This window comes from Actinosynnema sp. NPDC002837 (assembly GCF_040295345.1).
Taxonomy (GTDB): Bacteria; Actinomycetota; Actinomycetes; order Mycobacteriales; family Pseudonocardiaceae; genus Actinosynnema.
Window position 1 is genome coordinate 28,871 of the sequence record NZ_JBEOVG010000077.1, and the last position, 15,694, is coordinate 44,564.

12 protein-coding genes are annotated in these 15,694 nt (G+C 72.3%); 5 read left to right on the plus strand and 7 right to left on the minus strand.

Annotation, left to right across the window (positions count from 1 at the left end; genetic code table 11):
* The first annotated feature begins 75 nt into the window (after positions 1-75).
* Complete coding sequence (locus ABTZ99_RS34745; RefSeq protein WP_498778469.1) at positions 76-495, plus strand: hypothetical protein; 420 nt, start codon at positions 76-78, stop codon at positions 493-495.
* A gap of 65 nt (positions 496-560) precedes the next feature.
* Here the strand turns inward: ABTZ99_RS34745 and ABTZ99_RS34750 are convergent, their stop codons facing one another.
* Entirely contained in the window at positions 561-1,961 is a 1,401-nt protein-coding gene (locus ABTZ99_RS34750) for an endo-1,4-beta-xylanase (protein WP_498778470.1), read from the minus strand.
* A gap of 576 nt (positions 1,962-2,537) precedes the next feature.
* Positions 2,538-3,707, minus strand: coding sequence for a 4-hydroxybenzoate 3-monooxygenase (locus ABTZ99_RS34755; protein WP_499617477.1), 1,170 nt, complete (start codon positions 3,705-3,707; stop codon positions 2,538-2,540).
* Positions 3,708-3,830: 123 nt separating this feature from the next.
* On the opposite strand from ABTZ99_RS34755, the gene ABTZ99_RS34760 reads away from it, so the two are divergent.
* On the plus strand, positions 3,831-4,610 hold the full coding sequence (locus ABTZ99_RS34760; RefSeq protein ID WP_498778472.1) for an IclR family transcriptional regulator: 780 nt from the start codon (positions 3,831-3,833) through the stop codon (positions 4,608-4,610).
* An 11-nt stretch (positions 4,611-4,621) separates the two neighbouring features.
* Here ABTZ99_RS34760 and ABTZ99_RS34765 read toward each other — a convergent pair whose 3' ends face one another.
* The 5 genes from ABTZ99_RS34765 to htpG all read right to left on the minus strand — a co-directional run bounded on the left by ABTZ99_RS34765 (position 4,622) and on the right by htpG (position 10,484).
* Positions 4,622-5,926 (minus strand): MFS transporter, encoded by a 1,305-nt coding sequence (locus ABTZ99_RS34765; RefSeq protein ID WP_499617480.1) that lies wholly within the window; start codon positions 5,924-5,926, stop codon positions 4,622-4,624.
* 13 nt (positions 5,927-5,939) lie between these two features.
* On the minus strand, positions 5,940-6,398 hold the full coding sequence (locus ABTZ99_RS34770) for a MaoC family dehydratase (protein ID WP_499617483.1): 459 nt from the start codon (positions 6,396-6,398) through the stop codon (positions 5,940-5,942).
* Positions 6,395-7,288, minus strand: a complete 894-nt coding sequence (locus ABTZ99_RS34775; protein ID WP_498778475.1) for an amidohydrolase family protein — start codon at positions 7,286-7,288, stop codon at positions 6,395-6,397. Before ABTZ99_RS34775 ends, ABTZ99_RS34770 begins: the two co-directional genes overlap by 4 nt.
* Position 7,289: 1 nt before the next feature.
* A complete protein-coding gene (locus tag ABTZ99_RS34780) occupies positions 7,290-8,201 on the minus strand; it encodes an SDR family oxidoreductase (protein ID WP_498778476.1) in 912 nt (303 codons plus the stop codon).
* Between the two features lie 414 nt (positions 8,202-8,615).
* Positions 8,616-10,484, minus strand: coding sequence for a molecular chaperone HtpG (gene htpG, locus ABTZ99_RS34785; protein WP_499617487.1), 1,869 nt, complete (start codon positions 10,482-10,484; stop codon positions 8,616-8,618).
* A gap of 139 nt (positions 10,485-10,623) precedes the next feature.
* Between htpG and ABTZ99_RS34790 the strand changes: the two genes are divergently transcribed.
* The 3 genes from ABTZ99_RS34790 to ABTZ99_RS34800 are packed head-to-tail and all read left to right on the plus strand — an operon-like array spanning position 10,624 to position 15,640.
* On the plus strand, positions 10,624-12,291 hold the full coding sequence (locus tag ABTZ99_RS34790; protein WP_498778478.1) for an RNA ligase family protein: 1,668 nt from the start codon (positions 10,624-10,626) through the stop codon (positions 12,289-12,291).
* Positions 12,291-15,020 (plus strand): RNA repair domain-containing protein, encoded by a 2,730-nt coding sequence (locus ABTZ99_RS34795; RefSeq protein WP_499617490.1) that lies wholly within the window; start codon positions 12,291-12,293, stop codon positions 15,018-15,020. Before ABTZ99_RS34790 ends, ABTZ99_RS34795 begins: the two co-directional genes overlap by 1 nt.
* Before the next feature lie 32 nt (positions 15,021-15,052).
* Positions 15,053-15,640 carry a nitroreductase family protein gene (locus ABTZ99_RS34800; protein WP_498778480.1) on the plus strand — a complete coding sequence of 196 codons (588 nt, stop codon included), beginning with the start codon at positions 15,053-15,055 and terminating at the stop codon, positions 15,638-15,640.
* The last annotated feature ends 54 nt before the right edge of the window (positions 15,641-15,694 follow it).

Sequence of the window (15,694 nt, forward strand, 5' to 3'; positions counted from 1 at the left end):
TACACACCATCTAGGTAGGTGTGGTACCTATTGGCAGCCGACATATGTTGTCTGTCTACGTACCAAGGAGCCCTGGTGACCAAGCTGCTGCTCTCGGTCCACGTGATCGCCGCGATCCTCGCCGTCGGGCCGATCGCCGTGGCCGCCTCGCTGTTCCCCCGCTTCGCGCGCGAGTCGCCGACCGGCGTCGCCGCGTTCCTGCACCGGACGTGCCGCACCTACACCGTCGTCGGCGTCGCCGTGCCGGTCTTCGGCGTCGCCACCGGCGCGAGCCTCGGCGTGCTCGGTGACGCGTGGCTGCTGGTGTCCGTGCTGCTGACGGCGGTCGCGGCGGGCCTGCTGGCGTTGGCGATCCTGCCCGCGCAGCGGCGGGTGCTCGACGGCGCGACCGGTGCGGCGAAGCGGCTCGCCATGACGACCGGCGTGTTCAACCTGCTGTGGGCGGTCGTGGTCGTGCTGATGATCGTGCGCCCCGGCTCCACGACGGGGGCGTGACGTGAGACGGAAAAGCCCGGTGCGGTGGCCGGGTGGGCCACCGCACCGGGCTGTCCGCTACGCGATCAGCTCGCGGCGCAGGTCGGCGTGATGCCCGACGCCGAACCGGTGCCCTGGAAGCCGAACTCGGTCGACATCCCGGCCGGGACGCTGCCATTGTAGCTGACGTTGCGCCACTGGACGGTGCCCGTGTTGCCGCTGCGATCGGCGCTCCACGCGTTGGTGACCGACACGCCGGACGGCAGGTTGGTCGTGACCGTCCACCCGTTGATCGCCGACGATCCGGCGGTGACCTTCACCGTGGCGACGAACCCACCGTTCCAGGAGTTCAGCGACACCGAAGCGGTGCAGCCACCCGGGCCGGGGATCGTGGTGGTGGTCGTCGTCGTGGTGGTCGTGGTGGTGGTGTCGGTCGTGGTCGTCGTCGTCGACGTGGGCACGGTGGTGCCGCCGCTGTTGAGGGCGTTGAGGGTGGAGGTGTAGGCGGGCTTCTTGTTGCCGGAGCCGTCGAACAGCAACGGGGTGCCCGAGGCGCGCCACGAGTCGGTGTCGCGGATGCCCCACACGGTGATGCCGGTGCAGCGGGCGACCGCGAGGCACGCCTTCACGACGCGCTCGTAGTTGGAGGCCTGCGCGGAGCCGGAGCCCTCGATGTCGAGCTCGGTGATCTGCACGTCCACGCCGAGGTTGGCGAAGTTCTGCAGCGTGGTCTGGTAGTTGCTCGGCACCGGGCTCTGGCTGTTGAAGTGCGACTGCAACCCGACGCAGTCGATCGGCACGCCGCGGGACTTGAAGTCCTGGACCATCCGGTAGACGGCCTGGGTCTTGGCGTGGGTCCAGTCGTCGGTGTTGTAGTCGTTGTAGCAGAGCTTCGCGCCCGGGTCCGCCGCCCGCGCCGCCCGGAACGAGGCCTCGATCCAGTCGTTGCCGGTGCGCTGGAGGTTGGAGTCACGACGCGCACCCGAACTACCGTCCTGGAACGCCTCGTTCACCACGTCCCACGCGTAGATCTTGCCGCGGTAGTAGGTGGCGACCTGGGTGACGTGGTTGAGCAACGCGGACCGCAGCGCACTGCCCGACATGCTCTGCATCCACCCCGGCTGCTGCGAGTGCCACGCCAGGGCGTGGCCACGCACCCGCATGCCCTGACTGCGTGCGTGGTTGACGATCCGGTCCCCGTTGGTGTAACTGAACCTGTTCTGCTGCGGCTCAGTCGCGTCCATCTTCATCTCGTTCTCGGCCGTCACCATGTTGAACTCACGGTTCAGGATCCCCATGTACGTGGAGTCGCCCATCCTGCCCGCGGCGACAGCCGTGCCGAAGTAGCGGCCCGACTCGGCCGCGGAGGCGCCGAGAGTGGTCCCGGCGCTGGCCGACGTCGCCAGGAGCACCGCGGCACCCGTGGTGGCGGTGACCAACGTCGACACGAGTGCCGCTCGCAACACTGACCTCGATGTCAGCTTCATGTTTGCACCTTCTGGGAGCACCTGCGGGTTCGGCAGGTGGTGGTTGGGTTGCTCGGGCGACCCGGACCGCCGGAGCGGGGTGATCCGGATCCGCACACTTGGCGAGGGAGGGCCCGGTGCCACGGGATTCCTCCACGCCAACGACAGTTCGTTGAGTTCGGTCCTCCAGAGCGTGCGCGGCGCAGGCCGGAACCGTCGGGGGCGGCACCCGACCGCGTCCGGCCTGAAACTTTTAGAAGTATTAACCGAAACAGATAGGTCTGGCAAGCACCGAAAATCGGCAGCCTTTCGGGCCTGCGCAGGCTCCGACCTGGCCGTCGACCAGGTCATCAGGCACCCGAACTCAGCCGAAACGGTTCACCGCAGCCCGACCTCCTGGCCCATAAACCCTGTTGAGACACCATATGGCGGCCCTCTGAACCGATACCGGCCGCCGCCATCCGACACCGGGTGCCATATTCGGCCAACTTCGAAACTGTTCGAAAGAAGATTCGCAACTTTATCGGTCCGCGTGGTCCGATTACCGGCAGTCGGATTACGCCGATCGCACCTGTGCCGACCCGTTCGGCCGCACCGCTACAGCGGCCAACCCGTGTACGCCTCGGCGAGGTGCGTGGCGGCGGCCGTGCTGGAGGTGACCAGTTCCAGCTCGCCCAGCTGCCGCTTCACGTCGAACGGCGAGCCGGCCGGGTCGGTGTGCAGCATCGACGTCATCCACCACGAGAAGTGCTGCGCCCGCCACACCCGGCGCGCCGCGGTCGGGCCGTAGGCGTCCAACGACTCGGTGGACCCGGCGCCGAAGTACTCCTCCAACGCGCGGGCGAGCACGACGACGTCCGCCACCGCGAGGTTGAGTCCTTTCGCGCCGGTGGGCGGCACGACGTGCGCGGCGTCCCCCGCCAGGAACAGCCGGCCGTGCCGCATCGGCTCGCACACGTAGCTGCGCATCGGGATCACGCCCCGGTCGAAGATGCGGCCCTCCGCCAGGCCGAACCCGTCGCCCGCGACCCGCGCGTTCAGCTCGGCCCAGATCCGGTCGTCGCTCCAGTCCTCGGCGCGCTCGTCGGGGTCGCACTGGAAGTACATCCGCTGCACCTGCGGCGTCCGCGTGCTGATCAGCGCGAACCCGCGTTCGGAGTGGGCGTAGACGAGCTCCTTCGAGGACGGTGGCGCCTCGGCCAGGATGCCGAACCACCCGAACGGGTAGGCGCGGAAGTAGTCGGTGCGCTCGCCGTCCGGGATGGAGCGCCTGCTGACGCCCGACGAGCCGTCGCACCCGGCGATCACGTCGCAGCGCAGCTCCACCGGCGTGCCGTCGGCGTCGGTGAAGGAGATGACCGGCTCGTCGGACGTGACGCCGTGCAGCGCGACGTCGCTCGCCTCGAACCGGATGTCGGCCCCGGCCGCGAGCCGTGCCGCGATCAGGTCCTTGAGCACTTCGTGCTGCGGGTAGAGCCACACCGCCCGGCCGGTGAGCCCGGCGAAGTCGATCCGGTGGCCCTGGCCGCCGAACCGCAGCTCGATCCCCTCGTGCCGCGCGCCCTCGGCCAACGCACGCGCGCCGACACCCATGGCGGACAGCAGCTCCACCGTGCCCTGCTCCAGCACGCCGGCGCGGATCGTCTGCTCGATCGCCGCACGGCTGCGCGTCTCGACGACCACGGAGTCGATGCCGCGCTCGGCCAGCAGGTGGGACAGCACCAGGCCGGCGGGGCCCGCGCCGACGATTCCGACTCTTGTTCGCATGGGTCAACCCAAGGGCGGCGTGCGACCGTTCGCCAGGATCGACTTCCACTGGGTGAAAGTCGCGGCGATTCCGCGCCGGCCGGGCGGATACGTTCGGTGTCCGGCGTTCGAAGGAGGACCTGCATGGCGGTCAACCGCGACGCGCCCCGGCGCTCGATGGCCGGGCGGGCGCTGGCGCTGCTCGGCGTGTTCGACGCCGAGCACCCGCGGCTCACGCTGACCGAGCTCGCGCGGCGCGCGGACCTGCCGTTGGCGACGGTGCACCGGTTGGCCCGCGAGCTGGTGTCGTGGGGCGCGCTGGAACGTGACGCGGACGGGGGCTACAGCATCGGCCTGCGCCTGTGGGAGGCGGCGACGTTGGCGCCGGTGGCCGGTCGGCTGCGGGAGGTCGCGCTGCCGTTCATGCAGGACCTCTACGAGGCGACGCGCGAGAACATCCACCTCGCCGTGCACGACGGCTTCGACGCGCTGTACGTGGAGAAGCTCTCCGGCCACCGCTCCGTGCCCATCATCTCCCGGATCGGCGCCCGGCTGCCGCTGCACGCGACCGGCGTCGGCAAGGCCCTGCTCGCCCGCGCCGACCCGGAGTTCGTGCGCCGCTACCTCGCCCGACCGCTGCGCCGCCACACCCGGTACACGATCACCGAGCGGGCGCGGCTGGCGCGCGACCTGCGTGCCACGGCGGAACGCGGGTACGCGCTGACCAACGAGGAGATGACGCTCGGCTCGTGCTCGGTCGCCGTCGCCATCCCGGCGGACGGCCACGAGCCGCCCGGCGCGCTGGGCATCGTGGTCCGCTCGGTGCGCACCGACCTGCACCGCCTCGTGCCGGACCTGCGTGCGGCGGCGGACGCGATCGCACGGCGGCTGGACGACCTGGCGCAACGCGGGGTGTGGACGTAGGACGCGCGGGGTCAGGGGACGGCGACCGAGCTGAGGTCGCGGGTGCCGGTCTCCTTCAACGCCAGCACGCACACCACGGTCAGCAGGCAGAACGCGGCGATGGTCGACGAGATGAGCGTCAACCCCTGCCCATCGGTCGCCCGCTGGATCTCGGCGAACAACAGCGGCGCGATCCCCGCGCCCAGCCCGGCGACCTGGTAGCCCAGGGACGCGCCCGTGTACCGGTTCTCCGTGCTGAACAGCTCGCTGTAGAGAGCCGCGAGCGGCCCGTACATCATCGGGTGGATCACGCCCTGGCCCAGCACCAGCGCCACGGTCAGCAGCACCGTGTCACCGCTGTCCACCAACGGGAACAGCACGAACGCGTACACCGCCATCGCGATCGCGCCCGCCACCACGACCGGCCGCCGGCCGAACCGGTCCGACGCCGCCGCGAACCCGAGGATGCCCACGACGGCGCAGGCGGAGGACAGCGTGAGCGCGTTGAGCACGGTCTGCCGCGCGTGACCGGCCGCCACGCCGTGTGCCAGGACGAACGTCGTCAACGTCGACTGCGCCACGAACGCGGCCAGCCCCACACCGATGCCCAGCAGCAGCACGCGCGGGTGGTTGCGCAGCACCTCGACCACGGGCGCCCGCCGCTTGACGCCCGCGTCCAGCACCGCCTGGAACGCCGGTGTCTCGTCGACCCGGTGCCGCACGAACAACCCGACGCCGAGCAGCACGATGCTGAGCAGGAACGGGATCCGCCAGCCCCAGTCCAGGAACGCCCGTTCGCCCACCAGCGCGGCGGTCGCCGTCAGCGCCAACGTCGACAGCACCATCCCGCACGGCGCGCCGGCGTTGGTGAACCCGGCCCACAGCCCGCGCCTGCGGGTGGCGTGCTCGGCGGACATCAGCACCGCGCCGCCCCACTCGCCGCCGACCGCGATGCCCTGCACCACGCGCAGCGCGACCAGGCCGACCGGCGCGAGCCAACCCACCTGGGCGTAGGTGGGCAGCAGTCCGATGAGGAAGCTGGCCACGCCCATCAACGTCATGGTCAGCACGAGCATCCGCTTGCGGCCCAACAGGTCGCCGAAGTGTCCGAACAGGACCCCGCCGAGCGGGCGGGCCAGGTAGCCGGTGGCGAACGTGCCGAAGCTCGCGATGGTGGCCACGAGCGGGTCGAGGGATGAGAAGAAGACCTTGTTGAACACCACGGCGGACGCGGTGGCGTAGAGCAGGAAGTCGTAGTACTCGATCACGCTGCCGACGAAGCTCGACGCGACGGCGCGGCGGAGTTGGACGTTGGGTGCGTTCGGCGTGGTCGACATGGTGGTGGCCCCCTCAGGGGTAGTGCCGGTACACGGCGCGCGCGACGCACGCCGGCTTGTCCGAGCCGTCGATCTCGACGGTGAAGTCCAGCACCAGCTGGACGCCGTCGCCCGCGACCTCGTCCGCCGAAGCGACGCGGCCCGCGAGCCTGATCTTGTCCCCGACGCGCACCGGGCTGGGGAAGCGCACCTTGTCCAGCCCGTAGTTGACGCTCATCCGGACGCCGTCGACCGCCAGCAGCTCCCCGAACATGGGGATGATCAGCGACAACGTGAGGTAGCCGTGCGCGATGGTCGTGCCGAACGGTCCCGCGGCCGCCCGCTCGGGGTCGACGTGGATCCACTGGTGGTCGTCGGCGGCGTTGGCGAAGGCGTCGACCCGGTCCTGGGTGATCTCGCGCCACCCGGTGTGCCCGAGGTCGTGCCCGGCCAGCGCGAGGAGTTCCGACGCTCCGGTGACGGTGGTGGTCATGTGCGCTCCGAGTCCGTGGTGTCGAGGCCGAGCAGCCTGGCCGCGTTGTGCTTGAGGATCTTGGGGCGGACGGCGGGCTTGAGGTCGAGCGCCTCGAAGTCCGCCAGCCAGCGGTCCGGCGTGATCACCGGGTAGTCCGAGCCGAAGAGCACCTTGTCCTGCAGGAGTGAGTTCGCGTAGCGGACGAGCTGCGGCGGGAAGTACTTGGGCGACCACCCGGACAGGTCGATGTGCACGTGCGGCTTGTGCGTGGCCACCGCCAACGCCTCGTCCTGCCACGGGAACGACGGGTGCGCCAGGATGATCCGCAGCTCCGGGAAGTCCACGGCCACGTCGTCCACCAGCACGGGGTTCGAGTGCTTCAGGCGGATGCCGCCACCACCGGGCAGGCCCGCGCCGATCCCGGTCTGCCCGGTGTGGAACAGGGCGGGCACGCCGAGTTCCTCCATGACCTCGTACAACGGGTACGCCATGGGGTCGTTCGGCGCGAAGCCCTGGAGGCTGGGGTGGAACTTGAAGCCGCGCACGCCGTGCCGCTCGACCAGCGCGCGCACCTCCCGCGCGCCCGCGCGGCCCTTCCACGGGTCGACGCTCCCGAACGGGATCAGCACGTCGGAGTGCTCGGCGCAGTTCTCCGCGACCTCCTCGTTCGAGATGCGCGGGTGGCCGGTGGCGTGCTCGGCGTCGACGGTGAAGACGACCGCCGCCATCCGCCGTTCCCGGTAGTACGCCGCGGTCTCGTCGACGGTCGGTTGGCGGTGGCCGTGCGCGCCGAAGTACGTCGCCGAGGCGGCCAGCAGTTCGGGGCTCAACGAGGGGTGGCCGTCCCTCGACACCTCGGCGTGCGTGTGCACGTCGATGGCCACGAGCTCGTCCAGGGCGAGGACCACGTCAGGCCTCCGGCGGTGTCGGCGCCGGGATGCCGAAGGTCTCCGGTTCCGCGCCGACGCCGCTCGCCCACGACTCGGCGATGGCGTCCGCGGTCCACCCGCCGTCGGCGAGCGCCACCGCCTTCTCGCGGGGGTGCGCCCAGAGGGCGAGCCGGTCGCCGCCGATGCCGATGGCCTGGCCCGTGATCCGCCGTGCCGCGTCGGAGGCCAGGAAGACGATCAACGACGCGACGTCCTCCACCGTGCCGAGGCCCTCGTCGCGGCGCAGCCAGTCCGGGAACGGCGCGCCGGTGCGCTCGGCCTCCTCGATGACGGGCGCGAACGCCGGGATGGTCCGGGTCATCTCGGTCGCGGCGACCGGCACCACGGCGTTGACCGCGATGTCCGCGCGGGCCAGCTCCAGCGCCCACGTGCGGGCCATCGCGACGATGCCCGCCTTCGCCGCCGCGTAGTTGGTCTGCCCGAAGTTGCCGCGCTGACCGGCGGGCGAGGAGATCAGCACCAGGCTGCCGCCCCGACCCTGCTCCCGAAGATGGATCGCGGCCGCGCGGGCGCAGGTGAACGTGCCGCGCAGGTGCACGTCGACCACCGCGTCGAAGTCGTCGTCGGACATCTTCCACAGCACGCGGTCGCGCAGGATGCCGGCGTTGGCGACCAGGACGTCGAGCCCGCCGAACTCCTCGACGGCGGTCGCGACCAGCCGGTCCGCGGTCGAGGTCGGACCGACCGGCGCGACCACGGCGACCGCGCGTCCGCCGTCGGCCGCGATCGTCTTCACCACCGCGTCCGCGGCCTCCGCGTCCACGTCGTTGACCACGACCGCCGCGCCCGCCCGCGCCAAGGCTTCCGCGTACGCCCGGCCCAGACCACGGCCACTGCCGGTGACCACCGCGACCTTTCCCAGCAACTCCATGCCGGCGAACATACGGCACTTTTGTGACGGCGGTCCAGAGTCTGCCCAACATTGGGGGTGTGGAGGTGGGGTGGGATCGGTGTGGCGGCGCGGCGGCGCGGGGTGAGTTCGGCTCGATTTGACATGGGGCCCTTACGGGCACTCCAGGCAGGCCGAAGCCGGCAGGCCCGGCGGGGAAAAGCGTCCCGCCAGGCCTGCCGGCTTCGACCAGCCTAAAGCACCCGAACCCATGTCAAATCGGGCCTAGGTGGGGATGTGGCGGGTCCGTTGTGGGTAGTTGGTGAGGGCCTCGGAGGTGGAGGCCCGTTGTGGTAGTTGGGTGAGGGCCTCAGAGGTGTGGAGGTCGGTGAACCGGGTGCGGGCTCCCGGCGCGGTGGGCGGGAGCCCGCACGGGGCTCAGGGCGGCTCAGGGCGTCACAGGGTCCGCTCCAGGTGGTCCGACATCAGCCGGACGAAGCGGGACGGGTCGGGCAGGTCGCCGCCCTCGGCGAGCAGCGCCATGCCGTGGAGCAGCTCGGCCGACTCGGCGAGCGACGGGTCCTCGCCGCCGCGGTCGGCGAAGGCCTTGTGCAGGCCGGAGACCAGGGCGTGGTCGGGGTTGAGCTCCAGGATCCGCTTGACCGGCGGCAGCTCCTGGCCCATCGCCCGGTACATCTTCTCCAGGGTCGGGGTCAGGTCGTGCGCGTCGCCGACGACGCACGCGGCCGACGTGGTCAGGCGCGAGGACAGCCGCACCTCCTTGACCTGGTCGGTCAGGGTGGAGGTCATCCAGGTCAGGAAGTCGGCGAAGTCCTTCTGCCGCTCCTGCGCCTGCGCCTTCTCCTCGTCGGTCTCCAGGTCGACCTGGCCCTTGGCGATCGACTGGAACGTCTTGTCCTTGTACCCGGGCACGGCGTCGACCCACATCTCGTCGATCGGGTCGGTGAGGATCAGCACCTCGAAGCCCTTGGCCCGCAGCGCTTCCAGGTGCGGCGAGTTCTCCACCGTGGCCCGCGAGTCGCCGGTCATGTAGTAGATGTGCCGCTGGTCGTCCTTCATCCGCTCGACGTAGGCCGCGAGCGTGGTCGGCTTCTCCGCGTCGGCCGTCGAGGCGAACGAGGCGATGTCGAGGATGGCGTCGCGGTTGTCGGGGTCGGCGAGCAGGCCCTCCTTGACCGCGCCGCCGAACTCGCGCCAGAACGTCTCGTAGGACTCGGGCTTGTCGGCCATCATGGCCTTGACGGTCGAGAGCACCTTCTTCACCAGCCGCCGGCGCACCTGCTGGATCTGGCGGTCGTGCTGGAGCAGCTCGCGCGACACGTTGAGCGACAGGTCCTGGGCGTCCACCACGCCCTTGACGAACCGGAGGTACTCCGGCATCAGCTCTTCGCAGTCGTCCATGATGAAGACGCGCTTGACGTAGAGCTGCACGCCCCGCTTGCGCTCGCGCATGAACAGGTCCAGCGGCGCCTGGGACGGGATGAACAGCAGGGCCCGGTACTCGAACACGCCCTCGCCGTGCATCCGGATCGTCTCGAGCGGCTTGTTCCAGTCGTGGCTGACGTGCCGGTAGAACTCGGCGTACTCCTCCTCGGTGACCTCGGAGGCGGGCCGCGCCCACAGCGCCTTGCGCGAGTTGATCGTGGTCGGCTCGGCGCCGTCCTCCGCGGCCAGCCGGATCGGCCAGGTGATGAAGTCGGCGTACTTCTTGACGATCTCGGTGATCTTCGCGGTCGACGTGTAGTCGGCGAGGTGGTCCTCGGGGTCGGCCGGCTTGAGGTGGAGGGTCACGGAGGTGCCCTGCGGCGCGTCGTCGACGTCCTCGATCGTGTAGGTGCCCTCGCCGGTGGACTCCCACCGGACGCCCTCCGCGCGCGGGTGCCTGGTCACCAGCGTGACCTTGTCGGCGACCATGAACGAGGAGTAGAAGCCGATGCCGAACTGGCCGATGAGGTCCTGCGAGGCGGCGGAGTCCTTCGACTCCTTCAGCTTCTGCAGGAACTCGGCGGTGCCGGACTTGGCGATCGTGCCGATGAGCCCGATCACGTCCTCGCGGGTCATGCCGATGCCGTTGTCCCGGATCGTGAGCGTGCGCGCCTCCCGGTCCACCTCGATGGCGACGTGGAGGTCCGACGTGTCCGCGACCAGGTCCTTGTCCCGGAACGTCTCCAGCCTGAGCTTGTCCAGCGCGTCCGAGGCGTTGGACACCAGCTCGCGCAGGAACGTGTCCTTGTTCGAGTAGACCGAGTGGATCATCAGCCGCAGGAGCTGACGCGCCTCCGACTGGAACTCGAGCGTTTCCACGTTCGTCCTTTCTGTTCGACCTTCGTCGAATCGTCATCGTATCCAGTCGTCCGGCGGACCGGGACACCACCGAAAACCGGTCGATCAGCGGGGTCGGCGATCTCTATGGTTCACCCGGAATCCAGTGGTGGGAGGGGTCATGCGCACGCCGTACCCGCGCACGCCGCACCTGCCGTGGTCGCCCGGCGCGTCGGCGGACGACGTGCGGGTCGCCGACCTGGACGCGCTGAGGGGCCGTGAGGTGGTGGTCACCGAGAAGCTCGACGGCGAGAACACCACCCTGTACGCCGACGGGGTGCACGCGCGGTCGCTCGACTCGGCGCACCACCCGTCCCGGTCGTGGGTCAAGGGGCTCCAGGGGCGGATCGGGTCGCGGTTGCCCGCAGGGTGGCGGATCTGCGGCGAGAACGTCTACGCACGTCACTCGATCGGGTACGACGACCTGGAGAGCTGGTTCTACGGGTTCTCCGTGTGGGACGGCGACCGCTGCCTGGACTGGGACCGGACCGCGCGGTTCCTGCGCGACCTCGGCGTGCCCGTGCCGCCGGTGCTGTGGCGCGGGGTGTTCGACGAGCGGGCGTTGCGCCGGCTGCGCGTCGACGCGGCGCGGCAGGAGGGGTTCGTCGTGCGGACCGCCGAGGGGTTCGGGCGGGCCGAGTTCGGGCGGCGGGTGGCGAAGTGGGTGCGCCCGCACCACGTGCGGACCGGCACGCACTGGATGGCGGCGCCGGTGGTGGCGAACGGGCTCGGGCCCGGCTCCGTGCTGTGGGACGTGCGGTCGGGCGCGCCGTTCGAGCTGTCCGCGCTGCTCGACGCGGTCGGGCTCGACGGTGACGAGGGCGACGTGGAGCCGGCCGCGGCGGTGGCGGCGGGGTTGAGCGGGGAGGCCCGGCTGGCGGGGGTGCTGGCGGTGGCGGCGCGCCGGCTCCGGCGCGGGCGGGTGATGTCGTTGCTGGCGGGTCCGGTCGGGGTCGGGGTGGCGCGGCGCGTCGGCGATCTCGTGGGGTTGCACCGGCTGCTGCACGAGCCGTTCCCGGACGAAGCGCGGCGGGCCGGGCTGCTGCGCTTCTCGACCGCGGTGGACCTCGACGTGCTGCACGCCGTGTCGGCCGCCGTCGCGCCCGGCGCGGACGCGCGTGACCAGGTGGCCTGGTCCGCCTTGCACGCGGAGGACGTCGGGTCGTTCGACCGGTTGCGGTCGGGGCTGCGCGAGCGCTCGGGGCCGGCCGCCGACCGGTGCTGGGCCGAGGCGCGGGACGCGGGCATCCGGGCCGGGCGGGTGCCGGACGTGGAGGAGGCCGTCGCCGCGACGTGGCGGTGGCGTGCCGGCGGGTTCGGGTCGGTGGTGCACCTGGTGGGGTTGTCGGGCAGCGGCAAGTCGACGTTCGCCGCCGGGCTGCCGGCCGACGTCCGGGTGTCGTTGGACGACCTGCGCGAGGAGGCGGGTGACCGGGCCGACCAGCGGGTCAACGCCCGGGTGCTGCGGGCGGGGCTCGACCGGCTCGACGCCGCGCTGCGCGCGCGCCGGACCGTGGTGTGGGACGCGACGTCGCTGGTCGAGCCGCAACGGGCGTTGGTGCACGCGGTCGCGCGGCGGCACGATGCGATGGTGACGCACGCGGTGGTGCTGGTCGACGAACGGGAGGTCGCCCGGCGCAACGGGTCGCGGGCGCACGCCGTGCCGGCCGCGGTGCTGGACGCCCAGGCCCGGCGGTTCAGCCCGCCCTACCCGTGGCAGGCCCACCGCACGTGGTACGTCGGCGCGGGCGGCGCCGTGGAGTCCGCGGACGATTCCGGGGAGCCGTGATGCGCACGAGCGAGCAGGTCTACCACCAGGTCCGCTGGGATCCGCGCTTCGACCCGGCGCGGTTCGTGCTGGGCGTGCAGCAGCGCGGGGTGGGGCCCAAGCGGATCGCGCTGCCCGCGTTCACGCCGGGCGGTGAGGTGCCGTGGCACCGGGTGCTGTTCGTGGAGGCGGACGGCGAGGTGGTGTGGGACCGGGCCACCGGGCTTGACCGGGTCGGCGAGTCGGCGGCGGGCCGGGTGCGGGCACCGCGCCTCCTGCGTGCGCCGGTCTTCACCGCGAGCACCCCGCACGCCTGGGACCCGCTGCACGGCTGGGTCCCCGCCGGCGAGCTCACGTCGGTCGTTCGCGACCCGTCTCCCGGCGGTCGCGCGTTTCGAGGTCGGGCGCTCAGTGGCGAGGCCGGCTCCGGCCGGGCTTCAGAGGCGGCGCGATTCCTCACCTGGAACGTGCTGTGGGACCGCTACGACAGCGATCGCATCGACACGGCCCGCCGCCGTCCGCTGCTGTTCGGCGAGCTGGCGGCGGCCGACGCGGACGTGATCGCGTTGCAGGAGGTCGAGCCCGACCTGCTCGCCGCGCTCATGGCCCAGCCGTGGGTGCGTGCGGGCTACACGCTCGACGTCGACCCGACCGGGCCCGACGTCGACCGCACCGGGCTGGTGGTGTTGAGCAGGCTGCCGGTGCTGGAGGCCGCCCGGTTCCCGCTCGGCTCGCACAAGGCCGTCGCCGCGATCGTGGTGGAGACCGCCGGCGGGCCGCTCGTCGTCGCGGCCACCCACCTGACCAGCGATCACACCGCGAACGGGCAGGCCTTGCGGAAGGCGCAGCTCGGGCGGGTCGCGGAGGCGTTCGCCGGGGTGGCGGGCGACGTGGTGCTGGTCGGCGACTTCAACGACGGTGGCCGGCGGCCGGCCGCCGCGCTCGGGATGCGCGACGCGTGGCTGGAGGCGCGTGACGACGAGCCGCCGACGTTCGACCCGGTGGTGAACCCGCTGGCGGCGGTGTCCTCGCTGTCCGGCCGCCGGTCGCGGCTGGACAGGGTGTTCGTGCGCGGCGGGTGGCGGTGCGTCGGCGCGGAGCTGGTCGGTGATCGGCCCGTCGACGGCCGGTTCGCCTCCGACCACTACGGGGTGCTGGCGCGGTTGGCGGCCGCCGTGCCGTCCGCCGGTGTGCTCGACTCGGCGCCGACGCCGCGGACCGCGGTGGTGTGGCTGCCGGGGCCGTGGGAGGAGGTCGAGCGGGTGCGGCGGGAGCACGACCACCGGGCCGACCGGTGGCCGCCGCACGTGACGCTGCTGTTCGGGTTCGTGCCGGAAGCCGACTTCGACGGGGCCGTGCCGCTGCTGGCCGAGGCGGTCGCCGGTGTGCCGCCGTTCCCGGTGGTGGTGGACGGCGTGCGGGAGTTCGGGCCGGGGGTGGTGTGGCTCGACCCGGCGGCGGCCGGTGCCACGCCGTGGAGGGCGCTGCACGACGCGGTGCGGCGGCCGTTCCCCGCCTGCCGGACCAGGGACGACTTCACCCCGCACCTCACCGTCGGCCGCTCGCGGCAGGCGGCGGAGGGGGTCGGCGCGCGGTCGGGCCGGGTGGACGAGGTGGTGGTGCTGTCGAGGCGGGGCGACGGGCCCATGCTGCCGCGCGCGGCGGTCGCGCTGGGCACCGGCGAGGTGCGGTGGTTCGAGGAGCCGGCCACCCCGCCGGGACCGTCGCTGGACGCGGTGGCCGACCGCGTCACCCGCGCCTTGTCGGCTGCGCTCGGCACCCGGTCGGGCGCGCCGGACGTGGTGAACGTCGTCGGCTCGCGGCGGATGGGGTGTGGGTTGCCCGAGGCCGACCTCGACCTGGTCGTCGAGGTGGCGGATTCGACGACCGTGGCCGAACGGGTCGCCGCCGCGCTGCCCGGGGTGGTTGTCCGGCCGGTGGTCGGTGCGCGGTCGCCCGGGTTCCGCTTCGTCGTGGACGGGCTCGGGGTGGACCTCGCGGTGGCGGCGGGCGACGGGGTGGCGTTGAGCGCGGTCGGTGACGCGGAGGCGGTGCGGGCGGCGGTCGGTGGGCGGGGTGAGGACTTCGCGCGGTTGGCCCGGGCGGTCAAGGGGTGGGCGCGGGCGCGTGGTCTGGACTCGGCGCCGTTCGGCGGTGTGCCCGGGCTGGGGTGGTCGGTGCTCGCGGCGCGGACCGTGCGCGAGTGGGACGGGCCGGACCTGCTCGCCGGGTTCTTCGCGACCTGGGCGGCGTGGGACTGGCGTGACCCGATCGGTTTGGCGACCGCCCCGGAGCGCACCGGCGCGCCGGTGACGATCATGACGCCGACCGCGCCCGTGCGCTCGTGCACGGAGCAGGTCGGCCCGGGGTTCCGCGACCTGCTGACGGCCGAGCTGTACCGGGCGTGGGAGCTCGTGGAAGCGGGAGCTCCCGGGCTGTCCGCACCGCCCGACGCGCACCGCGTGCACGCCGCCTGGGCGCTGGTCACCGTGCCGCACGACCTGGTCGGCCCGGTCCGCGGCCGGATGCGGGCGTTGCTCACGGCGTTGGAGGTGGCGGGGACGCCGGACGCGCACGCGTGGCCGCGGCCGGTCGAACGCACGCCGGACGCGGTCCGGTACGCGATCGGGTTGGGCCGGCGCCCGGTGTCTCCCGCGGCCCTCGCCGATGTGGTTGCCTCGTGGCGGAGCGGGCTGCGCGGTGTCGACGTCGTCCGGGTGGGCAACGGCGACGTGCCGACCCTGCGCTGAGCAGGCGATCGGTCGAGGAGGAGGGGGTTCTCGTGGAGTTCCAGGACGTGGTCCGGCGCAGGCGGATGGTGCGGGAGTTCACCGACGAGCCGGTGTCGGACGAGAGCGTGCGGCGGATCATGCGCAACGCGCTGCGCGGCCCGTCGGCCGGGTACTCGCAGGGGCAGGCGTTCCTCGTGCTGCGCGGCGAGGAGACGGCGGCGTTCCACGAGTCGGTCCGGCAGCTGTGGACCGCGGACACCGCCAAGACCGCGCCGGTGATCGTGGTCGCGTTCGCGGTGAAGGACGCCTACCTGGACCGGTACGCCGAGCCGGACAAGGGGTGGACCGACCGGAGCGAGGACCACTGGCCGGTGCCGTTCTGGCACATCGACACCGGGATGGCCGTGCTGCTGATCCTGCAGACCGCGGTCGACGAAGGGCTCGGCGCGGTGTACTTCGGCATCGCCGAGGAGGACTTCGACCGGCTGCGCGCGGAGTTCGGCGTGCCCGCGAGCCACGTGCCGATCGGCGCGATCGCGATCGGGCACGGCGCGGAGCAGGGCGTCTCGGAGGGCGCGTCACCGTGGACCCGGAGGCGGCGGCCGTTCGAGGAGGCCGTGCGCTTCGGGCGCTGGTAGCCGGCCGCCGCCCCTCGGGCAGGGCGAACGACGACCGCAGCACGCCTACGTGGC